Raw genomic sequence first — 21701 nt, 5'->3', positions numbered from 1 at the left:
ATTAAATAAATATGAAGAGTAGGTTTAAAAGTTAATTTGCAAATTTAATAAAATAGGTCATGAAAGAAAAATACTATCTCCCTAACTCAAAATTAAATAAATTTAACCATTAATTTTAGAGCATTGTTAGCGACTGCCCTTTCAATATAATCGATAAATATCCAAGTAATAGGCCAAAAATAATAATTAGAAATTTAATTTAAACACGACTAGACTGTTAACCATCGATAATAATAAATAATGGGGTCTTCAGTGCAGAAAAATATAATCAAAAAAAGTAGCTTTATTTCGGGCTTCCAATGGTTTTTCTTTATTTTTTGCAATACCGTTGTTATTCCACCTACACTGCAATCTGCCTTTCATTTATCGGCTGAAACCACATTTGTTATCACCCAATACGCTTTTTTGCTTATTGCATTAGCCTGTTTGCTACAAGCTTTTTTAGGGCACAAACGTGCACTGATGGAAGGTTCGACCGGTTTATGGTGGGCAACAATCTTAACCGTGACGCTATCAGAGTCGATGCAAGGAACCTCTTTAGCAATTATTGGTTGGAGTCTCGCCGTCGGTATTTTTTTATCAGGTATTGTTACTATATTAATAGGGCTAACAGGACTAGGTAACTGGCTCTCTGGCTTATTTAAACCGGGTGTCTTAGTCGTATTTATGTTTTTACTTGGCGCTCAGTTAGTCTCAATTTTCCTAAAAGGGATGTTAGGGCTACCCTTTGGGGTTTCAGATCCTAGCGTTACCGTTAATTATCCAGTTTTTTTTCTTGCCTTTGCAGTGCTGATTTTTGTTATCGCTATGATTGTCTTTCTACCCCCGAGTATTAGCAAATACGCTTTACTCTGTGGAACTGTTCTAGGCTGGGGGGCTTACAGCCTGCTATTTCATGGACAAATCTCCACAGTTTCAGAGGCTAAATGGCTACTCTTTCCATTAGGACGGGCAGATGATATTCAACCAAGCATTGTGATCACTGCGATACTGGCAGGTATTTTGAATACCTCAAACACTTTTGGTGCGATACGAGGCAGTGATGTTTTTTATCCGCAAAAAGAGTCGACAAAATCTATTTATCGGCGGAGTTTTGTGACGTCAGGTGTTTTAACTTTATTTTCAGCACCATTAGGTGTTGTGCCGTTTTCACCGTTTGTCTCATCCATTGGTTTGATTACACAGACCAAGGATACTTCGCGGGTCTCTTTTACGATTGGGAGTTTACTGCTGTTATTCGTTGGTGCAGTTGCCGTATTGACCCAGTTTTTTCGTTCATTACCGTTAGCGATTGGTAGCGCGGTGATGTTGGCAACTTATTTGCCATTATTATTCTCTTCTTTTTCATTTCTAGCCGAAATTAAACTGAACGCCCGCAATATTTATCGTTTAGCACTACCATTATTTATCGGTATTTTTTTAATGTCAGCCCCCGATGCTGTCATGGATTCATTACCAATGATGTTTAGTTCATTATTAGGGAATGGTTTGTTAATGGGGATCATTTTGTCGTTGATCCTCGAAAACAGTATTAAGTGGGATAAGATTCATTAACGAATACAGAAAAACCTCATTATGTAGCGTTTATAATGAGGTTAGATCACGCATTAGTACATTGGCGAGCGGAGTTGGTAACGATTTGTTTTGTCGCTAGGTGAGATATAAAACCGGCCATCAAAACTATTCTTATAGGACTTAGCGGGACCAAAAATCCCGATTGATATTGGCATTGAGCCGTAGTTAAATTGATATTGGGCACCCTCTAAATAGATCACGGTGATCTGGTAGTTTGTGAGTGGTTTGGTATATAAAACTAAGCTGTCTTTACTGTTTGAATCCCTTACCATGTGAGGGAGGCTGTAATCCACAGCTTTCATTGTGCCACGGTAGGAGTAGTAGTATCCCTGAATATTGTTTTTATTTGGGATAGAAAAACGCGCAAAATCGGCATCGGAAATTATGCCAAATGAATCAAAATACTCACTATAGCCTTCAACTCGTATTTCATGATCTTTACCGAATAATACGACCTGAAAAGGGCGAGTGCCATGAGATACTTTTTGTGCTTTTAATCGGGCAAGCGTTTCTTCTACGGCGAACTCTTCTTCATCAATATTTCTGGCTCCCTGAATTTCCGACATCATTAATTGGATGATTTCACGCGAAGGCGTTGGATGCTTCCAACGAACGTTGGCACAGCCACTCATTAATAATGAAAAGAATAAGACAAAGAGTAGAAAAAACCATTTTTGGGTCATCATATATGATTCATTTGTCGTGAACAGAGAACGGAGTATAGCCCGATAAATGAAACGTAAAAGTAGCCAAAAAAGGGATAAACTTCCTCCTTGAAGTTTATCGGATAAATTAACGCCCTAAATAGCCATCCCAATCTTTCCAGACCGGTTGTAGCCCCGAACGAATTAAAGATTCTGCAACTTGTGCGGCACTACGATTATCATGCGGTGCAAATTGTTCCAATTCAGCATGGTCATCGGCATAACCGCCCGGCTGTGTTTTTGAACCCGCACTGACATTATTAATGGCAAGTGGCACAACGTGATCGCGAAAATAAGGCGATTCGCGGGTTGAAAGTGATAGCTCAACATCTGGCGCCAATAAACGAAATGCGCAAATAAGCTGCACAAGTTCAGCTTCACTCATTAAAGAAGCCGGCTCTATACCACCAGCACAAGGGCGTAAACGAGGAAATGAAATAGAATAACGGCTCTGCCAATAGTGTTTTTGGAGATAAATCAGGTGCTCCGCCACCATATAGCAATCGGTGCGCCAACTGTTAGATAAACCAATTAATGCTCCAAGTCCTATTTTATCGATACCAGCCCGCCCTAAACGGTCAGGGGTCTCCAGCCGCCAATGAAAATCCTGTTTTTTACCTTTCAAATGATGTAGTTGATAAGCTGGCTCGTGGTAAGTCTCTTGATACACCATCACACCATCTAGTCCTAATGTCTTAAGTTCAGCGTACTCTTCGGTGCTCAGTGGCTGAACTTCCATCATCAAGGCGCTAAAATAGCGGCGTATTGTGGGTAAATGCTCACGAAAATAATCCATGCCCACTTTATTTTGATGCTCCCCTGTGACTAACAACAGGCTATCAAAACCAATTTTACGGATTGTCTCGCACTCATTAATGATTTCGTTTTTATCGAGCGTTTTTCGTTTAATGTGATTACTCATTGAAAAACCACAATATGTACAATCATTAGCGCATAGATTTGATAAATACAGTGGCACATAGAACCCCACGGTATTACCAAAACGTTGCCGTGTTAGCTTTTGGGCTTTCTGCGCTAATTGCTCAATAAAAGGGCGAGCGGCAGGGGAGAGCAATGCCATAAAATCATCAAGTGTTAAAGTATCGCTAGCAAGAGCCTGCTCAACATCTCGTGTATTTTTGGCATAAATTTGTAAGGTTAGGTCATCCCAATTTAGCTGCTGCCAGCGTTGGCGAAAGCTGCTGTTCATTGTAATGCTCCCAAAAACTCGGTTAATGGGCTTGAAGCTTCAGCATGTTGTTTCGGGCTAGCAAGGCCAGCGCGTCGGGCAAGCTCTGCGGCTTCAAGGGAGACTTTAAAAGCTTGAGCCATAAGCACAGGATCTTTTGCTACAGCGATGGCGGTATTGACTAGTACGGCATCGGCCCCCATTTCAATCGCTTCGATCGCATGGCTAGGTGCGCCAATCCCAGCATCAACCACTACGGGGATCGTCGATTGCTCAATAATGATCCGTAACATCTCTTTGGTGACTAAACCTTTATTGGTGCCAATCGGTGCACCAAGTGGCATTACGGCTGCACAACCGACTTCTTCGAGACGACGACACAGCACAGGGTCAGCACTGCAATAAGGCAGTACCACAAACCCTTCTTTTACGAGTTGTTCGGCAGCAATTAAGGTTTCGACGGGGTCGGGTAAGAGATATTTCACATCGGGGTGAATTTCTAGTTTAACCCAATGAGTTCCCAACGCTTCACGGGCAAGGCGTGCGGCAAAAATAGCTTCTTGGGCATTTTTCGCACCAGAAGTATTAGGGAGCAGTCTTACCCCAATCTCTTGCAAAGGCTTTAAAATGCCATCGTCATTGCCACGTAAATCTATACGTTTCATCGCCATGGTAACAAGCTGACTGCCTGATGCAGTGATTGCGTTTTGCATCAATGTTGGATTGGCAAATTTTCCTGTGCCAGTAAAGAGGCGTGACTGAAAAGTCACATCGGCAATTTTTAACATGATTAGCCTCCAGCGATAGCTTGAAACAATAAGATATTGTCTTGGTCATTCACGAGGTGTGAATCCCATTGATGACGAGGAATGATCACTTGGTTGATGGCCAAAGCCGTGCCGACCGTACTGCGCTCTAGAGAAGCGAGTAATTGAGACACGGTTAATGGCGCATCAAACTCCATTGGCTGGTCGTTAATTATAAGGCGCATGTTTCTTCTCGGCAGATTGGACATTGAATGGACGGTGTCAGTTGCAAGGTATTCCATTGCTGCTGTTTACCATCAAATAAACGCAATTTACCGCTTAGCGAGGAAGGCAATCCGACTAATAATTTGATGGCCTCTAAGGCTTGCAATGTGCCTATGACCCCCACGACAGGGCCAAGTACACCAGCGGTACGGCAGTTACGCTGAGGCTCCGTCTGGTCAGGGTATAAACATGCGTAACAGCCGTGATTAAAGGGTGGCTCAAGCACCATAAGCTGCCCACCAAACCCCACGGCACTGCCACTAACCAATGTTTTATTTGCCATGACACAGGCCGCATTAACGGCATGGCGAGTGGCCATGTTATCGCAACAATCGAGAACTAAATCGACTTGCTCAACCAAGGGAAGCAATGTGTGAATATCTAACTTTTGTTGTAAGACATGGGTATGGATCAGTGGATTAAGATCTTGTAGTCGTTTTGCGGCAAGTTTGGCTTTAGATTGAGGAATGTCCTCAGTGCCATATAAAACTTGCCGCTGTAGATTAGAAAGGTGTAGCTCGTCGTGATCCGCAAGCCATAACTCACCGACGCCAGCGGCTGCTAAATAAAGTGATGCCGGTGCGCCTAAACCACCAAGGCCAACAATCAGTACCTTACTCGTTTTAAGTTTGCCTTGTCCTTCAGGGCCGATATCTTCAAGCAGTAGCTGGCGGCTATAACGCATAAATTCATGGTCATTTAACATGATGAACTCCTCGAATTAACCCGCCATCACGAGAGCGTGTGGGCGGGTTTGATTCAGGTAATCAGTGATTTTCTACGAGGCGTAAAAGGGTTTTTGTTGCCTCTAGCCAATCATCCGCTTTGGTAATTGCACTCACTAAGGCGACACTTCCAACACCGGTTGCGAGCACTGCTGGCACTCTATCGATAGAGATACCGCCAATCGCGACCGTGGGGTAATCGGGAGTCGCTTCTACCATGGTTTTGAGTGTCTCCAATCCTTGAGGTGCTGAGGGCATTTTCTTGGTTTCTGTTGGGAAAATATGCCCCATCGCAATATAAGAAGGGCGCACGGATTTAGCGATAGCAAGCTCATGTTGATCATGAGTTGAGATGCCTAAACGTAGCCCAGCTTGATGAATAGCCAATAGGTCGGTGGTTTCCAGATCTTCTTGCCCAAGATGAACACCATAGGCACCGAGCTCGATAGCTAAGCGCCAATAGTCATTGATAAATAGCCGCGCATGATGCTTTTCACCGAGAGCAATCGCTTGTTGGATATCATCACGCACTTCATCATCATGCTTATCTTTAATACGTAGCTGGATAGTCGTTACGCCTGCATTAAGCAAGCGTTCAATCCATTCTACAGAGTCGACCACAGGATAAAGCCCCAATCGTTGCTCAGTGGGAGCAAAGGGAGTGCTAGGCAATTTTTTCATCGGACACGACCTCGGCACTGTGATACAACTCGCTGCCATGAGCGCGGAAAGCTTCGGACATTTGCTCCATGCCAGCTTCCTTTTGCGCCGCATAATCACGGACTTCTTGTGAAATTTTCATTGAGCAGAATTTAGGACCACACATAGAGCAGAAATGGGCAACTTTCCCTGACGCTTGTGGCAGGGTTTCATCGTGATAAGCACGTGCGGTATCTGGGTCGAGAGCTAGGTTAAATTGATCTTCCCAGCGGAACTCAAAACGCGCTTTAGACATAGCATTATCACGAATTTGTGCTCCGGGATGCCCTTTCGCGAGGTCGGCAGCATGAGCCGCAATTTTATAGGTGATTAGCCCTTGCTTAACATCCTCTTTATTTGGTAAGCCCAAATGCTCTTTTGGGGTGACATAACAGAGCATTGCACAGCCAAACCAGCCGATCATGGCTGCCCCAATACCTGATGTAAAATGGTCATAACCGGGAGCGATATCGGTAGTTAGTGGGCCGAGGGTATAAAACGGCGCTTCATGACAATGTTCAAGCTCTTCCGTCATGTTGCGGTGGATCATCTGCATTGGCACATGTCCTGGGCCTTCAATCATCACTTGCACGTCATATTCCCAAGCAATTTTTGTAAGCTCACCAAGGGTATGCAGTTCAGCAAATTGGGCTTCATCGTTAGCATCTTGAATTGACCCTGGACGTAAACCATCACCTAATGACAGTGAGACATCATAGGCTGCACAAATCTCACAAATTTCACGGAAATTTTCATATAAGAAGTTTTCTTGGTGATGAGAGAGGCACCATTTCGCCATGATCGAACCACCACGGGAGACAATACCGGTTAAACGTTTCGCCGTCATAGGGACATAGCGCAGGAGCACACCTGCATGGATAGTAAAGTAATCGACCCCTTGTTCGGCCTGTTCAAGCAGTGTATCGCGGAACATTTCCCATGTAAGATTTTCGGCAACCCCATTAACCTTTTCGAGTGCTTGATAAATAGGCACAGTACCAATTGGCACTGGACTGTTACGTAGGATCCACTCACGAGTTTCGTGAATATAACGACCAGTAGACAGATCCATAACGGTATCGGCTCCCCAGCGGGTAGACCAAATCAGTTTTTCAACCTCTTCTTCAATGGAAGAAGTCACCGATGAGTTACCGATATTGGCGTTCACTTTCACTAGGAAGTTGCGACCAATAATCATTGGCTCAGATTCAGGGTGATTGATATTGGCTGGGATGATGGCACGGCCCGCGGCAACTTCTTGGCGGACAAATTCCGGCGTGATGTTTTCAGGCAGATTTGCACCAAATGATTGTCCGGGGTGCTGTTGTCTTAAAACGTCACCACGAATACGTTCACGTCCCATATTTTCGCGAATGGCGATAAATTCCATTTCAGGGGTAATAATACCTTGGCGTGCATAATGAAGCTGTGTTACACAGCGACCCTTCATCGCTTTCAATGGGTGGGGGCGATGATTAAATCGTAAGTGATCGAGACCCGCGTCGGCAAGTCGCTGCTGCGTAAAATCTGAGCTGAGGGTATCAACCGGAACAGTATCATTACGCTCGCGGATCCAACCTTCACGGATCTTTTTTAATCCTTTATGAACATTTAATTCTGCGGCTGGGTCGCCATAGGGGCCTGAAGTATCATAAACAGGAACAGGTTCATTATCTTCAAATTGAGGATTATCTTTATCGCCGCCAATGAGGGTTGGTGAGAGCTGGATTTCTCGCATTGGCACTTGGATATCGTCTCTTGAACCTGTTAGGTAGATACGTTTTGAATTAGGGAAGGATACGCCAGAAACCGTATTGATAAAGTTTTCGGCCGCATCACGTTGTGCTTTGCGCGTTCTTGCAGGCGCCGCTTTAGGAGAAAGATCGCTTGTAGGGATAATATTATTTTGGGACATAGCAATTTCCTGACATTGTCACGAGCGATTACGCGTATATGGGCGTAGCACTCAGGTTTATCGTAAGAAAGTTGCTTGTCTGGAGTTCGGATGGAGTAATGGTATGGCGTTGCGTGTTCATTTTGTTAGGTGACGTTTGCTGTGTTGCGTATGAGTTGTCAGCCTAAATATGCAAAAGCAAATAACCAAAATTGTTACGCTGAATGATTACTCTTGTTCCCTTCGCAGGTATTAACCCGATCAGGTTCCGCGGATCCCGAATTAACGGTCTCAGCCCGTAGCTTTCGCCACTAGGCACTCCGACAAGATGGACCTAGTATAAGAGGTGCAAAAAAAATATTCAAACTTCCCAGTGATATTGTGTCCAATGTTGTTCGGTGGCGACTTGGCAAAGACGCGCGTCACCATTTACGATAAACACCTCATCGGCAAATTGGCACATGGGCAGATCATTGGCGGAATCGGTATAGAAATAAATATAGGCATCGGTAATTGGCTGGTGGCTGATCCACTGAAGCAGGCGTTTGACTTTGCCTGCTTTAAAAGTCGCAATGCCTTCTATTTCGGTGCTGTAACCGCCATTTTTCTGCTTGATGTCGATTCCCATCACGACATCAGCAGCGAATCGTTCGGCTATTTTTTTCACAATAAAAGAAACGGTTGCAGAGATCACAATGATCGGGATCCCTTGCTTTCGATACTGCTCGATTGTACGGATCCCTTCGGGATATATGCGTGGCACGATCATGCTCTCAACAAAATTATCTAACCAGAGATCAACTTGCTCGATGCTGAACCCAGATAGCGATTGCAGGCTAAAACGCAGGTAAGTCGCCATATCTAGGGAGCCTGAGTTATATTGTGCCATCATTTGTTTGTCGGCTTCGACAAAACGCGGGTCGGTGATAATTTGCTTATCCCACAGGTATTGTGTCCACAGTACGCTGCTATCACCCTGAATTAGGGTGTCATCTAAATCAAAAACCGCCAATTTGTTTTGCATTGTGCCTCTTTTATCTCGTTTGCTAACTTAGTGCGCGAATTTCGTTCTTATTAAACATTAACTCAAGGCGTGTACCAGGTTCAAATAGTCTTTCAGATGAGCGATTTAACAAATCAACTGTCATATTGCCTGCCGCGGTATTGACGGAATAACGAATAATATTACCTAACAGTTGATGATCTAAAATAATCGCATCGACGGGCTGTGAAATATGCTCACCGTAATGTCGCCCTGCTTCTTTAACATAGATGGATTCTGGGCGAATAGCGAGCGTACCTTGCAAATTAAGCCCGAGTAGCGCATTGGCTTTGTCAGCCTCCACAAGGTTGTAATTGCCCATAAAACGCGCCACAAATTCATTGGCTGGTTGCGTGTAGATATTTTCAGCTGTATCGTTCTGGATAATCGCCCCTTTATTCATTAAAAAGATGCGATCAGACATGATCATGGCTTCATCTTGATCATGAGTAACAAAAATGGTCGTCAATTTTAACTCACGTTGGATATGACGGATCTGTTGGCGCAGATGTTTACGAATACGCGCATCTAATGCCGAAAGTGGCTCATCCAATAGCAATATTTGGGGCTTCATCACCAATGCACGAGCAAGGGCGACACGTTGCCGCTGTCCACCCGAAAGCTGGTGAGGAAATTGCTGCTCTTTACCTTGCAACTCAACCATTTCAATAACGTCTGCAACCGCTTTATTGCGCTCAGTGCTGTTGACTTTACGCATTTTTAGGCCGAAGGCGATATTGTCTTCAACTGTCATATTCGGGAATAACGCATAACTTTGAAAGACCATGCCAACGCCTCGCTGCTGGGCTGCTTGGTGCGTGATGTTTTGGCGATTGATATACAGGTCACCATTATCAGGTTGTTCGAGTCCAGCAATACAGCGCAATAAGGTCGATTTTCCACAGCCGCTAGGCCCTAACAGGGTAATAAATTCGCCTTTTTCTATTGTGAATTGAATATTAGAGAACACCTGATTTTGACCAAATGATTTACTCAAATTTTCAGCAATAACATAACTCATTATTCATCTCCCGAACGGCTCATCCGCGTGGCGAGCCATGTGAGTAACAAGGTAAATAAGAAATAAGACATCACCAACGCAGAGGTAAAGTGACCGCTGGTTTGACGCATATTAAATAAGTAGATTTGCAATGTTTCATAACGTGTTCCCACCAAAATGTTGGCAAACACAAACTCACCCATCAAAAATGAAAATGAGATCAGTAATGAGACCAGTAACCCTTTGCGAATATTCGGTAATACTATTAATAAGAAAGCCTTAAAGGTACTTGCTCCGAGTAAATGTGCGGCATCCATTAAGTCATGTAAATTAATGCCTTGGAAGCTATTAGCGAGTGCACGGTACATGAAAGGTAGGGTGATAGTGAAATAAGTACCAATTAATATCCATGGCGTACCAACCAACATAAATGGCTCATCAGCAAATATTTGTAATAGACCCACCGATGACACCACAGGGGGAATAGCAAAAGGCAGGATGATCAGTAAATCCATCAGCCCCTTTAATTTCGGGAAGCGGTAAAACACGGCAAATGCCATTGGTAAAATGACCAGTGTGCTAACCAACAAAGTACTAAAACAGATGAGCAGCGACCGCCCAAAAGCATACAGAAATCGAGGGTCTTGCCATAACTGTAAATACCATTTTATCGATAAGGCATCCGGTAAAACGGTCGCTCCCCATTGTGTAGAAATTGAATAAATAAAAGTGGCAACAATAGGTAGAGCTAATAACAAAACAACACTAATAAGAATGAATTTATGTAGCCAAAGGCCGGAAGAGCCATTTGGCTTGGCGGTAAGATTATGACTTGGCATGATAACTCCGTTTTAATAGCCAATGATGGATGGCAGTGATAAATCCAAGAATAGCAATCAGTAAAACGGATAATGCTGCTGCTAAATTAGGCTCTAAATAAAGGTCGCCGGAGACTAAGCTGGCAATACGGATGGTCACTAGATTGTAATTGCCACTCATCAGGGCGTAAGTGCTCGCGTAAGCCCCAACGGCATTAGCAACTAAAATAATAAAAGTACCAAGTAATGCGGGAGCGAGTACGGGGATAGCAACGTTGCGCCAATAAGATAATTTACTGGCTCCCATGGTTTTAGCCGCATCTTCCCACTCTGGTTTCAACGCATCAAAGGCAGGATAAAGCAACAAAATACCCAGAGGAATTTGAAAGTAGATATACAGCAGCATTAACCCACTTGCGCTATAAATATCGAAATCCTCAATAATTCCCCAAGATTTCAATTGCAGGGTAATTGCGCCATTGACCCCAAGTATGATGATAAAAGCAAAGGCAAGGGGAACACCGCTAAAGTTACTCGCCATTGTGGTGAAGGAAATCATCATACTGCGTACTCTGCCTTGCATTTTATAGATGGAAAATGCCGTTAATGCAGAAATGAATAGCCCGATGACACTACAGACAATCGATAACCAGAGGGTGTTCTCAAAGGCTTGCAGATAAAAATCGTTGGTGAAAATATCAAGGTAGTTGTCGACTGACCAAGCTTCTTCATAAATAAAGCTATTGATAAATACCCAAATCATAGGGGCGATTTGAAACAAGCAAAACAATGTAATAAATGGCAGTGTTAATAAGGCTGATCCCCAATGAAAACGTGATAAGTGTTTCTTTAACATTGCGGCTTTCCCTTGTTGGTGGTTTGCTTGTTCACAAGGTACGCTAACGTCGGCCATTAATTATCACCTACCAATAATGTGTGACAGACTGTTTTATCGCCATATTCAATTCCGAGTAAGGCGCAAACCGTGCCACAAATCGCAGTTTGCTTCACCATACACTGTTCTTGATGTGAAAATTGCTCGCCAATAACAAACAGAGGAACAGTGCGCTCTTCAGGTAATATACCGCCATGGCTATGATCACTGTTCATGCCATGATCACTCGTGACAATAATTTGATAGCCTTGCTCAATCCATTGAGGTAAGTAACTTGACAAAATAGTGTCGGCTTGCCGCGCCGCGTTACGATATTGTGAGGAATCAAACCCAAACTTATGGCCTGAATCATCAATATTCATCGGATGGATCAGTAAAAAATCAGGCGAGTATTGAGTGCGTAGGTATTCCGCATCCATAAATAGGTGGCTGTCTGGATAATGGTCTGCTTGGTAAAAACAGCCATGCTGGATAGCGAGTTGCTTATCATTGGTAAAACGGTCTCGAGTCGCAACAAAAGGTGCTCGGTTATATAGCTCGCTGACCCAATAATAAGCCGCGGCTGCCGTTGTTTTACCTGCTCTCTTGGCTAAAGAAAAAATACTATCAAAGTGGGAGAGTCGCACGACGTCATTGTTAACGATACCGCTATCGACAGGGGAAACTCCCGTCAAAATACATTCATATAAAGGGCGTGACATAGAGGGTAGCTCACACTCCACTTTATAGAGCGTTGCTCGATCAGCTTCGATCAGTCCATTGAGGTAGCCCATACAATCATGGGCTACTGGGTAACTCAAGCCATCGAGAACAACAAGGATCACTTTATCAGACATAAGATATTTTCTTCCTAAGTGACATTACTGCTGGTGGATTAACACTTGCTGTTGCCACATTTTGGGGAGTTTGCGAGACGACTTTTCCCAGCCATCCGCATCGTTAATTGGGCGAACATTTTTGTACTGCTCATCCGGTAACAATTTGGCTTTAATCTCTTCGGGGAGGGAGAGGTATTCAGCACGAATTGGGCGGGCGTAGCCTTCAGCTAGGTTAATTTGCCCCTGATCGCTAAAAATAAATTCACGTGCTAACTTCGCGGCATTTGGATTTTTGGCATATTTATTAATGATAGTGGTATAGCCTGAGATAACTGAACCATCAGAAGGAATGACAACGGTAAAGCGGTCACGATTGATCTGATCACGATAATTCAGCGCATTGAAATCCCAAAGAATACCGACGGCAACTTCGCCTTTTTCAATATTTGCAACGGTTGGATCATTCACGGAAAGACGTTTTTGCTTGGCAAGTTCAGCAAAAAACGCAATAGCTGGCTGTAAGTTATTTTCATCACCACCGCGCGCATAGGCCGCTGCTAATACTGCATTGTTAGCTTGAGCTGCGATACCAACATCACCAACAGTGACTTTATATTTACCTTTTAGCAAATCATCCCAGCTTTTTGGCGCATCTTTAACTAGCTCATTATTGATCATGAAAGCAATGGTGCCCGTATAAGCCAGTGCCCAATGGCCTTCTTTATCTTTTGCCCAATCAGGGATTTGTGACCATGTGGTTGGTTTATAAGGTTGGGTAACGCCTTTCTGTACGGCAACAGGGCCAAAGGAGGCGCCGACATCGCCAATATCTGCGGTAGCATTATTTTTTTCAGCGGCAAACTTAGCAATCTCTTGCGCTGAACTCATATCCGTATCTTGGTGCTTTAATCCATAGGTTTTTTCGAGATCTTGCCAAGTTCCTTTCCAGTTAGCCCAAGTATTTGGCATTCCAACACTGTATACTTGACCTTCTTTTTTAGCGGCTTCAATCAAGGCGGTTAAATCGTTATCGGCTGCTAAAGCAGCACTTGACGCGGTTAATGAAAGTAAAACTGCGGGTACAATCGTTTTCATTTTATCTCTCACTGTATAGAGGAGTTATATTGGTTAGTTAGTATGCTAATTTTCCAAGGTGACAGTGAGTTGACGGTTTTGTGACACTTTTTCGATGTTTTAGGGAAAAAACTGTCTAAAAAGTGTCAAAAACACTAACTAAAAATGATTAAGTACAACGACTAGATTACATTTTGTGAAAAAAGCGTATCTTTATAGAAAAAGATGAAATCCTTTTATACCAATAAAAGATGTAAAAAATGACAAAAGTGACATTAACTGGAACAGAGAAAGGTTGGTGGTTTGTTTGCTTTGCTGGGCGCTTATGGTTACCACAAGGAGATGCTCCTAGGGGGAGTGCAAAAGATTGGTCACTGTCTGGGAAGATAGCAACACCGATTGGTGAATGGCAAGGTGAGGTTGTTTGGCTAATTGCTGAAAAAATGCCAACAGATATGGCTTCACCGCGCTTATTAGCATCACAAGATGAGGGATTATTTCGTTTAGCTGGACGTGGAGTACAGTTAGCGGAGTTTTATCGTTCCCATCGTTACTGCGGTTATTGCGGCACCGCAATGCGTCATAGTACGACTGAGTGGGCTTGTCTTTGTGACCATTGCCATGAACGCTATTACCCACAAATTGCGCCTTGCATTATTGTTGGCATCCGTCGTGGTGACCATATATTGCTAGCACAGCACCGCCGCCATACTCAAAACCCTCTCTTTACCGTACTTGCGGGTTTTGTTGAAGTGGGTGAGACACTGGAAGAAGCGGTAGCACGAGAAGTCATGGAAGAAAGCGGGATCACAATACGTAATATTCGTTATGTGTCTTCTCAGCCTTGGCCTTTCCCTCACTCATTAATGATGGGGTTTCTGGCTGACTATGACAGTGGCGAAATTAAGGTTGACCCGAATGAACTCGTGAGTGCCGCGTGGTATCACTACAATGAATTACCTAAAATTCCTCCGAGTGACACAATCGCAAGGCGATTAATTGAAGATACGGTGGCTTTATGTCGCCAAGAGGACGCCTAAACGTGCGAATTGCTTAGGCGCTGATATTGTTGTGTGTAACATGCTACAATAGCGGCCCTTAGCCATTTGCGGCGGCCACTGACTATAATGGAGTAAATAATGACTGAGTTGAAAAATGACCGCTATCTACGTGCTTTGCTACGTCAGCCTGTAGATACCACCCCTGTATGGATGATGCGTCAAGCAGGGCGTTACCTACCGGAGTACAAAGCAACGCGTGCACAGGCTGGTGATTTTATTTCTCTGTGTAAAAACACCGAGTTAGCGTGTGAAGTGACACTTCAACCGTTACGTCGTTTTCCATTAGACGCCGCAATCCTATTTTCTGATATCTTAACCATCCCTGATGCTATGGGGCTAGGCCTCTATTTTGAGATGGGTGAAGGGCCTCGTTTCAAAAAGCCAATCACTTGCCTAAATGATATAAAAAACATACCAGTACCTGATCCGGAAATGGAACTGGGCTATGTTATGGATGCGGTAAGAGCAATCCGTAAAGCGCTAAAGGGGGATGTACCTCTTATCGGTTTTTCGGGGAGTCCGTGGACATTAGCCACTTACATGGTCGAAGGTGGCAGCAGTAAAGCGTTCACAAAAATTAAAAAAATGATGTATGAAGACCCGAATGCGCTCCACTTATTACTGGATAAACTCGCTGATAGCGTGATTTTATATTTAAATGCGCAAATTCGGGCAGGGGCTCAATCCATCATGATTTTTGATACATGGGGTGGCGTGCTAACTAAACGTGATTATTTACAATTCTCTCTTCATTACATGCATAAGATCATTGATGGCCTAATACGTGAAAATGAAGGCCGCCGTGTGCCTGTGACCCTATTTACAAAAGGCGGTGGGCAATGGCTAGAGGAGATGGCTGCAACAGGTTGTGATGCTCTAGGTCTTGATTGGACCACTGAAATTGCGGATGCCCGTCGTCGAGTCGGTGACAAAGTGGCACTACAGGGAAATATGGATCCATCAATGCTTTATGCTCCGATACCGCGCATTGAAGAAGAAGTACAAAATATTTTGGCAGGCTTCGGGCAAGGTAATGGACATGTCTTTAATTTAGGTCATGGTATCCATCAAGATGTTCCCCCTGAGCATGCAGGTGCTTTTGTTGATGCCGTCCACCGTTTTTCCCGCCAATACCATCAATAACTGATCGGTTTTTTGATAGCGTACTCACAGATCCTTGTAAGTACGCTGTTATCTTCTATCATTAATCGTTAATCATAATAAGTATTGAGCACATCATGGCCATAGACACTCGATTGTTGCGACAAGAGCAAGCAGATAAAGCACAGCTTATTGTATTGAATGAAAACAATATACAGCCGATTTTTATCGGTGGTGCTGATGTGGGCTTTGAGCAGCAAGGTACTGTCACTCGTGCGGTGATCGCCGTTCTGTCATGGCCCGATTTGCAATTGGTTGAGTATCAGATTGCGCGAATACCCACACAATTACCTTATATTCCGGGTTTGCTCTCTTTTCGTGAAGTGCCTGGATTGATGGCAGCTTGGCAACAACTGCATCATAAACCTGAATTAGTGTTAGTTGATGGTCAAGGGATCGCCCATCCTCGTCGTTTCGGTGTTGCGTGTCACTTTGGCTTACAGGCTGATGTGCCAACCATTGGAGTCGCAAAAAGTCGATTGTACGGTGACTATGAAGCAGTGAATGAAGCCCCGGGAAGTTTTCAACCATTACGGCATGGCGAAGATCAGCTTGGTTGGGTGCTGAGAAGTAAAAAAAGATGCAATCCTTTGTTTATTTCACCGGGTCATAAGATGAGTGTCAGTGCTTCTCGTGAGTGGGTTGAACGCTGTTTAAAGGGGTATCGGCTACCTGAGCCAACGCGACTTGCTGATGGAATAGCCTCTAATAGGTCGTTTTTTGAGCGAATGAAAGAGAAATCCGGCTAATTATCAGCAAAATATGTGGTATTGGCAGATTTTCAGGTAAACTGCGATGTATTGAGATTGATGAGTCTGAAATTATGTTAAGAAATCCCATCCATTTGAGGTTGGAAAAACTAGAAAGCTGGCAACATGTTACTTTTATGGCATGCCTGTGCGAACGAATGTACCCCAACTACCAAATGTTTTGTCAGCAAAGTGAATTTACTGACGCAAAGGTTTATCGGTCTATACTTGATTTGGTATGGGAAACGCTGGTCGTTAAAGACAGTAAAATTAATTTCGACAATCAGCTCGAAAAATTAGAAGAAATTATACCGTCAGCAGATGATTTTGATTTCTACGGTGTTTATCCAGCCATCGATGCTTGTATCGCTTTAGGTGAAGTGGTTCATGCAAAATTAAGTGGCGAAACACTGAGCCATGCTATTGCGGTTAGCGAAACATCGATTCGTACTGTTGCGATGCTGGAAATGACCCAAGCTGGTAGGGAAATGTCAGAGGAAGAGCTGAAAGAATTGTCCTCTATTGAGGAAGAGTGGGATATCCAGTGGGAAATTTTCCGTTTACTGGCTGCCTGTGAAGAGCGAGACTTAGAGTTAATTAAAGGATTAAAATCTGACCTCCGTGAAGCGGGGGTTAGCAATATTGGTATTACTGTAGGCTAGTTTTTAGCGTTTCATTGATGAAAACGTGACTTAGCGCAGTAATGCTGATGACTAAGACTTCACATTTGCCCCTAGACTGGTCTACATTTAGGGGCAAGAAGAGAAGTGGCTATCGGGGGCGTGTATCAGGGGCTGTCAATTTGGCATATCCGACGCACTCGATGCTTTGCAAACGATAAACACACTGTGTAAGGATAATTTATGAACAAGACTGAATTAGTTGATGCTATCGCAGAATCAGCAGACCTGACAAAAGTACAGGCTAAAGCAGCATTAGAATCAACTCTGAATGCTATTTCAGAAACGCTGAAAAAAGGCGAGCAAGTACAACTGGTCGGTTTCGGTACTTTCAAAGTCAGCCACCGTGCAGAGCGTACCGGTCGTAACCCGCAAACTCGCGAAGAGATCACTATCCCAGCAACTAATGTTCCTGCTTTCTCTGCCGGTAAAGCACTGAAAGAAGCGGTAAAATAATTAAGTTGCAAACTAGAATTATCAGGGGGGGTAGTCAACGACCCCTTTTGTTCATTCGGAAAGGGTTGCTGGTATTGGGAGCCATCTCAATGCTCAGCGCCTGTTCTTCTCGTAACAACTTTCCCGAGTTTAGTGCGAGTGGATTTATTGCGGATGATGGTGTAATCCGTATGTGGCGTCTTAATGACGCAAAAAATGACCCTCAAGTGCTTATGGTTGTTTACAGCCCTTACAAAGGCACTGATACTTCCGTTAATTTCTTCGAGTACCGAGCAGGCCAGCTTTGGCAAATTCGTAGCCAAATCTTAAATGCGGGTGAGCAAGAAATGATGGAACAACTCCGTTTTAACAAAAACGATGATGTGATCTTTATGCAACGAGTCGAAAAAGATCGCAAAACCGCACTTTCTTCCGATGACATTATCCGTTGGCGTTTTGAAGCAAAACGTATTTTAGATATTAATACTGCTTTGGTAGTCGGTGGTGTGAAACTATACCAAGGCCGTTGGTCACAAAACCAAGTCGTCACTTGTGGCGGTGATGTCAAAAAAGTCGAATTTGAACCTTATGCACAAAATTGGTTAGAAAGCCGAACAAAAGTTTGGCATAAACAGCTGAATATTGCTTGGTTAGAATCCCCTGAAGGGAATCAACTTTTGATGGTTGCGGATACCGATTTTTGCCGCTGGCAGCCTAGTAAAGATTCATTGTAATCTCACCGCTCGTCGTCTTTCGCATCCTAACGTTGTTGGCTTCAGCAACTCACCTCAGTCACATATTTGTGTATACCCCCGAGGATAAATTACTTTGTCGCCTAGTTAGGCTACGAAATACTCAGCGCTTTCGCCTGTTAGAAATAAAAAAGCTGATAAAGCGGCTGTTTATCAGCTTAGTGAGTTTAGCTTCTGTGCTCGCTATTTCAGGCGTGCGACGGCACGATAACCAATATCTTTACGGTAAAAACTGCCATCCCAATGAATATTTTCAGCGGCTTGATAGGCTTTTTGTTGAGCTTGGGCGATATCATTACCGAGTGCTGTGACACAAAGAACACGGCCTCCGGCAGTGATGACCTTATCATCTTTCATTTTAGTGCCAGCATGAAATACTTTGCTATCCGCCATTTCTTCGGTCGGCAAACCGTGGATCACATCACCTTGGCGGTAATCACCTGGATAACCTCCGGCAGCAATTACCACACCGAGAGCAGGGCGTTCATCCCATAAGGAATCTTTACCTGCTAGCTCACCTTTTGCCCCTGCAAGACACAACTCGACTAAATCAGATTGTAAACGCATCATGATAGGTTGAGTTTCAGGATCGCCAAAACGGCAGTTAAATTCGATAACTTTAGGGTTACCAGCCTTATCAATCATTAGACCCGCATAGAGGAAACCTTGATAACGATGCCCCTCGGCATCCATACCTTTTACTGTTGGATAGATGATTTGTTCCATGACACGCTGGTGAATTTCATTTGTCACAACGGGCGCCGGTGAATATGCGCCCATGCCGCCCGTGTTAAGACCTGTATCACCATCACCAACACGTTTATGGTCTTGGCTAGTTGCCATTGGAATGACATTTTCGCCGTCCACCATCACAATAAAACTTGCTTCTTCACCGTCTAAGAACTCTTCAATCACGATACGGTGACCTGCATCACCAAATGCGTTACCAGCAAGCATATCGTGCACAGCATCTTTAGCTTCAGCCAGCGTCATCGCGACAATGACACCTTTACCTGCGGCAAGACCATCAGCCTTAATAACAATCGGTGCGCCGACTTTATCCAGATACGCCAAAGCAGGTTCGATTTCAGTAAAATTTTGGTAAGCGGCTGTCGGTATTTTGTGACGAGCTAAAAAGTCTTTCGTAAAAGCTTTCGAACCTTCGAGCTGTGCGGCGCCTTGAGTCGGACCGAAAATGGTTAGCCCTGCTTTTTGGAACGCATCAACGACCCCAATGACCAGTGGTGCTTCTGGGCCAACAATCGTTAGGCCGATTTGTTGCTCTTTCGCAAATTTTAATAATCCATCGATATCCGTTGCTGAGATAGCCACGTTTTCAAGATTAGGCTCTAATGCAGTTCCAGCATTACCCGGAGCCACATAAACTTTGTCAGCAAGTGGTGACTGTGCGGCTTTCCATGCTAGGGCGTGTTCACGACCACCGCCACCAATAATTAAAATATTCATACTTAACTCCACATGATTAATGGCGGAAATGGCGCATATTAGTGAAAATCATGGCGATGCCGTGCTTGTTAGCCGCTTCAATCACTTCGCTATCGCGGATTGAACCACCTGGCTGGATCACACAGGTCACGCCAACGGCTGCCGCTGCATCAATACCGTCACGGAACGGGAAGAATGCGTCGGAGGCCATTGCACAACCTGCAACTTCTAAGCCTTCATCTGCGGCTTTAATACCTGCAATTTTCGCAGAATACACTCGGCTCATTTGCCCTGCACCAATGCCAATAGTCATATCATTTTTGGCATAAACAATCGCGTTCGACTTAACGAATTTAGCGACTTTCCAACAGAATAGGGCATCTTTAAATTCACGCTCAGTGGGTTGGCGTTTAGTCACAACACGTAGCTCGTCAGGTTCAACCATACCAAGGTCACGGTCTTGGACCAATAAACCACCGTTAACACGTTTAAAATCTAATCCTGCAACAGGTTTATCCCACTCACCACATGTAAGAACACGCACATTTTGCTTGGTCGCTAATACTGAAAGAGCATCATCGGCAACCGTTGGTGCAATAATAACTTCTACAAATTGGCGCTCAATAATCGCTTCTGCTGTTGCCTTATCAAGCTGACGGTTAAAGGCAATGATGCCACCAAATGCAGACGTTGGATCCGTTTTAAACGCGCGATCGTAAGCTGCATGAATATTATTACCAATAGCAACACCGCAAGGGTTGGCATGTTTGACGATAACGCAGGCTGGCTCTTCGAAAGATTTAACACATTCTAAAGCGGCGTCTGTATCAGCAATATTGTTATAAGAGAGAGCCTTACCTTGCAGCTGTGTCGCCGTGGCGATTGATGCCTCTTTTGGGTTCTCTTCTATATAAAAAGCGGCATCTTGGTGACTATTTTCACCGTAACGCATGTCTTGTTTTTTGATAAAGTTTAAATTCAACGTACGAGGGAAACGTCCCGATGGTTGCGTTGTATCGCCATAATAAGGGGTGACTAATTCGCCAAAGTAGTTGGCTATCATACTGTCATAAGCGGCAGTATGTTCGAACGCTTTAATAGCAAGGTCAAAACGAGTAGACCAATTTAAAGAGTTATCGTGGTTATCCAATTCTTCAATGATTTTTTCATAATCATTGCTGTTTACAACAATCGCGACATCTTTATGGTTTTTAGCGGCTGAGCGCACCATTGTGGGGCCGCCGATATCGATATTTTCAACAGCATCTTCTAGGGTGCAGTTAGGCTTAGCGACGGTTTGTGCAAAGGGGTACAGATTGACAACAACCATATCAATCGGTTCGATATTATGTTGCTGCATAATGGCATCATCAATGCCACGACGACCTAAAATGCCACCATGAACTTTTGGGTGAAGTGTTTTAACACGACCATCCATCATTTCAGGGAACCCTGTATAGTCTGAAACTTCGGTGACTTTTAACCCTGACTCGGCAAGTAGTTTTGCGGTTCCACCTGTAGAGAGCAGTTCAACACCTCGTTGTGAAAGCGCTTTAGCGAATTCAACAACACCTGTTTTATCAGAAACACTGAGCAGGGCACGACGAATAGGACGAAGCTGTTGCATGAGATAGATCCCTTGGATAAGAAAGCAATAAAACCGTAAGAGTTAGTTTAAAGCGTAAAAACGACGCTTCTTATATATACCTATTTCTGCTGTAACTGTTTAATCACATCAAAATATCAATAGATAGAGATAAGCCACTAACAATTTCAGAACATAAAAATAAAATCAACGATGAATTTTCATGCTAATTGTAACGCAATCGTTTGCGTAATGCGCGTTATATTTTAATTATTTTTATGGTTGTGGATAACTTTGTGGGTAAATCTGTATAAAGGTGCGTTTTGCTGTGGAATGCAGCAATCGAATAAAAAAGTGATAAAAAGGGG

22 protein-coding genes and 1 riboswitch are annotated in these 21701 nt (G+C 43.8%); of the genes, 7 read left to right on the top strand and 15 right to left on the bottom strand.

Annotation, left to right across the window (positions count from 1 at the left end):
• Positions 1-252: 252 nt before the first annotated feature.
• The gene (locus PR699_RS18055; RefSeq protein ID WP_014656955.1) at positions 253-1554 is read left to right on the top strand and encodes a uracil/xanthine transporter; all 1302 of its coding nucleotides are present in this window, start codon (positions 253-255) and stop codon (positions 1552-1554) included.
• Between the two features lie 53 nt (positions 1555-1607).
• Here PR699_RS18055 and PR699_RS18050 read toward each other — a convergent pair whose 3' ends face one another.
• The 13 genes from PR699_RS18050 to PR699_RS17990 form a co-directional block, all read right to left on the bottom strand.
• Positions 1608-2261, bottom strand: coding sequence for a hypothetical protein (locus tag PR699_RS18050; RefSeq protein ID WP_014656954.1), 654 nt, complete (start codon positions 2259-2261; stop codon positions 1608-1610).
• Positions 2262-2367: 106 nt separating this feature from the next.
• Positions 2368-3489, bottom strand: coding sequence for a 2-iminoacetate synthase ThiH (gene thiH, locus PR699_RS18045; protein WP_014656953.1), 1122 nt, complete (start codon positions 3487-3489; stop codon positions 2368-2370).
• Positions 3486-4256 (bottom strand): thiazole synthase, encoded by a 771-nt coding sequence (locus PR699_RS18040; RefSeq protein ID WP_014656952.1) that lies wholly within the window; start codon positions 4254-4256, stop codon positions 3486-3488. Before PR699_RS18040 ends, thiH begins: the two co-directional genes overlap by 4 nt.
• Positions 4257-4258: 2 nt before the next feature.
• Entirely contained in the window at positions 4259-4459 is a 201-nt protein-coding gene (gene thiS, locus PR699_RS18035) for a sulfur carrier protein ThiS (RefSeq protein ID WP_004924788.1), read from the bottom strand.
• Positions 4447-5205 carry a HesA/MoeB/ThiF family protein gene (locus PR699_RS18030; RefSeq protein ID WP_004924791.1) on the bottom strand — a complete coding sequence of 253 codons (759 nt, stop codon included), beginning with the start codon at positions 5203-5205 and terminating at the stop codon, positions 4447-4449. Before PR699_RS18030 ends, thiS begins: the two co-directional genes overlap by 13 nt.
• A gap of 61 nt (positions 5206-5266) precedes the next feature.
• Positions 5267-5905: a thiamine phosphate synthase gene (thiE, locus tag PR699_RS18025; RefSeq protein ID WP_004924793.1), complete on the bottom strand. Its 639-nt coding sequence runs from the start codon at positions 5903-5905 to the stop codon at positions 5267-5269.
• The gene (gene thiC, locus PR699_RS18020) at positions 5889-7838 is read right to left on the bottom strand and encodes a phosphomethylpyrimidine synthase ThiC (RefSeq protein WP_004924795.1); all 1950 of its coding nucleotides are present in this window, start codon (positions 7836-7838) and stop codon (positions 5889-5891) included. Before thiC ends, thiE begins: the two co-directional genes overlap by 17 nt.
• A 200-nt stretch (positions 7839-8038) precedes the next feature.
• Positions 8039-8150, bottom strand: a riboswitch (TPP riboswitch).
• A gap of 28 nt (positions 8151-8178) precedes the next feature.
• A complete protein-coding gene (locus tag PR699_RS18015) occupies positions 8179-8841 on the bottom strand; it encodes an HAD family phosphatase (protein WP_014656951.1) in 663 nt (220 codons plus the stop codon).
• A gap of 22 nt (positions 8842-8863) precedes the next feature.
• Positions 8864-9880 (bottom strand): ABC transporter ATP-binding protein, encoded by a 1017-nt coding sequence (locus tag PR699_RS18010; protein ID WP_014656950.1) that lies wholly within the window; start codon positions 9878-9880, stop codon positions 8864-8866.
• On the bottom strand, positions 9880-10698 hold the full coding sequence (locus tag PR699_RS18005) for an ABC transporter permease (RefSeq protein WP_004924802.1): 819 nt from the start codon (positions 10696-10698) through the stop codon (positions 9880-9882). Before PR699_RS18005 ends, PR699_RS18010 begins: the two co-directional genes overlap by 1 nt.
• Positions 10685-11590 carry an ABC transporter permease subunit gene (locus PR699_RS18000; RefSeq protein WP_004924805.1) on the bottom strand — a complete coding sequence of 302 codons (906 nt, stop codon included), beginning with the start codon at positions 11588-11590 and terminating at the stop codon, positions 10685-10687. Before PR699_RS18000 ends, PR699_RS18005 begins: the two co-directional genes overlap by 14 nt.
• Entirely contained in the window at positions 11590-12408 is an 819-nt protein-coding gene (locus PR699_RS17995; RefSeq protein WP_014656949.1) for an alkaline phosphatase family protein, read from the bottom strand. The genes PR699_RS18000 and PR699_RS17995 overlap by 1 nt, the downstream gene beginning before the upstream one ends.
• Before the next feature lie 24 nt (positions 12409-12432).
• Positions 12433-13485: an ABC transporter substrate-binding protein gene (locus PR699_RS17990; protein WP_014656948.1), complete on the bottom strand. Its 1053-nt coding sequence runs from the start codon at positions 13483-13485 to the stop codon at positions 12433-12435.
• A 239-nt stretch (positions 13486-13724) separates the two neighbouring features.
• Here PR699_RS17990 and nudC point away from each other — a divergent pair, with 239 nt between their 5' ends.
• From nudC to PR699_RS17960, 6 genes are all read left to right on the top strand, one after another.
• Positions 13725-14504 (top strand): NAD(+) diphosphatase, encoded by a 780-nt coding sequence (gene nudC, locus PR699_RS17985; protein ID WP_004924813.1) that lies wholly within the window; start codon positions 13725-13727, stop codon positions 14502-14504.
• 99 nt (positions 14505-14603) lie between these two features.
• Complete coding sequence (gene hemE / locus PR699_RS17980; protein WP_014656947.1) at positions 14604-15668, top strand: uroporphyrinogen decarboxylase; 1065 nt, start codon at positions 14604-14606, stop codon at positions 15666-15668.
• Between the two features lie 95 nt (positions 15669-15763).
• Positions 15764-16435: a deoxyribonuclease V gene (gene nfi, locus PR699_RS17975; RefSeq protein ID WP_040132713.1), complete on the top strand. Its 672-nt coding sequence runs from the start codon at positions 15764-15766 to the stop codon at positions 16433-16435.
• 74 nt (positions 16436-16509) lie between these two features.
• Positions 16510-17097: a YjaG family protein gene (locus PR699_RS17970; protein ID WP_004924819.1), complete on the top strand. Its 588-nt coding sequence runs from the start codon at positions 16510-16512 to the stop codon at positions 17095-17097.
• A 201-nt stretch (positions 17098-17298) separates the two neighbouring features.
• The gene (locus PR699_RS17965; RefSeq protein WP_004924821.1) at positions 17299-17571 is read left to right on the top strand and encodes an HU family DNA-binding protein; all 273 of its coding nucleotides are present in this window, start codon (positions 17299-17301) and stop codon (positions 17569-17571) included.
• A gap of 89 nt (positions 17572-17660) precedes the next feature.
• Positions 17661-18284 (top strand): DUF1481 domain-containing protein, encoded by a 624-nt coding sequence (locus PR699_RS17960; RefSeq protein ID WP_014656945.1) that lies wholly within the window; start codon positions 17661-17663, stop codon positions 18282-18284.
• Between the two features lie 201 nt (positions 18285-18485).
• Here PR699_RS17960 and purD read toward each other — a convergent pair whose 3' ends face one another.
• On the bottom strand, positions 18486-19769 hold the full coding sequence (purD, locus tag PR699_RS17955; RefSeq protein WP_014656944.1) for a phosphoribosylamine--glycine ligase: 1284 nt from the start codon (positions 19767-19769) through the stop codon (positions 18486-18488).
• Positions 19770-19785: 16 nt separating this feature from the next.
• Positions 19786-21375 (bottom strand): bifunctional phosphoribosylaminoimidazolecarboxamide formyltransferase/IMP cyclohydrolase, encoded by a 1590-nt coding sequence (purH, locus tag PR699_RS17950; RefSeq protein WP_014656943.1) that lies wholly within the window; start codon positions 21373-21375, stop codon positions 19786-19788.
• Positions 21376-21701 lie beyond the last annotated feature (326 nt).

This window comes from Providencia sp. PROV268 (assembly GCF_028477805.1).
Taxonomy (GTDB): Bacteria; Pseudomonadota; Gammaproteobacteria; order Enterobacterales; family Enterobacteriaceae; genus Providencia; species Providencia stuartii.
The sequence above is the reverse complement of the archived record's forward strand: the minus strand, read 5'-3'. Positions and strand labels throughout refer to the sequence as shown.

Bases quoted from the DNA above. Each gene is read 5' to 3' on its own strand.
- thiC (WP_004924795.1), bottom strand. From the start codon at position 7,838: ATGTCCCAAAATAATATTATCCCTACAAGCGATCTTTCTCCTAAAGCG.
- PR699_RS18015 (WP_014656951.1), bottom strand. From the start codon at position 8,841: ATGCAAAACAAATTGGCGGTTTTTGATTTAGATGACACCCTAATTCAG.
- PR699_RS18005 (WP_004924802.1), bottom strand. From the start codon at position 10,698: ATGCCAAGTCATAATCTTACCGCCAAGCCAAATGGCTCTTCCGGCCTT.
- purH (WP_014656943.1), bottom strand. From the start codon at position 21,375: ATGCAACAGCTTCGTCCTATTCGTCGTGCCCTGCTCAGTGTTTCTGAT.
- PR699_RS18050 (WP_014656954.1), bottom strand. From the start codon at position 2,261: ATGATGACCCAAAAATGGTTTTTTCTACTCTTTGTCTTATTCTTTTCA.
- PR699_RS18000 (WP_004924805.1), bottom strand. From the start codon at position 11,590: ATGGCCGACGTTAGCGTACCTTGTGAACAAGCAAACCACCAACAAGGG.
- PR699_RS17960 (WP_014656945.1), top strand. From the start codon at position 17,661: ATGCTCAGCGCCTGTTCTTCTCGTAACAACTTTCCCGAGTTTAGTGCG.
- hemE (WP_014656947.1), top strand. From the start codon at position 14,604: ATGACTGAGTTGAAAAATGACCGCTATCTACGTGCTTTGCTACGTCAG.
- PR699_RS18040 (WP_014656952.1), bottom strand. From the start codon at position 4,256: ATGTTAAAAATTGCCGATGTGACTTTTCAGTCACGCCTCTTTACTGGC.
- PR699_RS17995 (WP_014656949.1), bottom strand. From the start codon at position 12,408: ATGTCTGATAAAGTGATCCTTGTTGTTCTCGATGGCTTGAGTTACCCA.
- thiH (WP_014656953.1), bottom strand. From the start codon at position 3,489: ATGAACAGCAGCTTTCGCCAACGCTGGCAGCAGCTAAATTGGGATGAC.
- nfi (WP_040132713.1), top strand. From the start codon at position 15,764: ATGGCCATAGACACTCGATTGTTGCGACAAGAGCAAGCAGATAAAGCA.
- thiE (WP_004924793.1), bottom strand. From the start codon at position 5,905: ATGAAAAAATTGCCTAGCACTCCCTTTGCTCCCACTGAGCAACGATTG.
- PR699_RS17970 (WP_004924819.1), top strand. From the start codon at position 16,510: ATGTTAAGAAATCCCATCCATTTGAGGTTGGAAAAACTAGAAAGCTGG.
- purD (WP_014656944.1), bottom strand. From the start codon at position 19,769: ATGAATATTTTAATTATTGGTGGCGGTGGTCGTGAACACGCCCTAGCA.
- PR699_RS17965 (WP_004924821.1), top strand. From the start codon at position 17,299: ATGAACAAGACTGAATTAGTTGATGCTATCGCAGAATCAGCAGACCTG.
- nudC (WP_004924813.1), top strand. From the start codon at position 13,725: ATGACAAAAGTGACATTAACTGGAACAGAGAAAGGTTGGTGGTTTGTT.
- PR699_RS17990 (WP_014656948.1), bottom strand. From the start codon at position 13,485: ATGAAAACGATTGTACCCGCAGTTTTACTTTCATTAACCGCGTCAAGT.
- PR699_RS18030 (WP_004924791.1), bottom strand. From the start codon at position 5,205: ATGTTAAATGACCATGAATTTATGCGTTATAGCCGCCAGCTACTGCTT.
- PR699_RS18010 (WP_014656950.1), bottom strand. From the start codon at position 9,880: ATGAGTTATGTTATTGCTGAAAATTTGAGTAAATCATTTGGTCAAAAT.
- thiS (WP_004924788.1), bottom strand. From the start codon at position 4,459: ATGCGCCTTATAATTAACGACCAGCCAATGGAGTTTGATGCGCCATTA.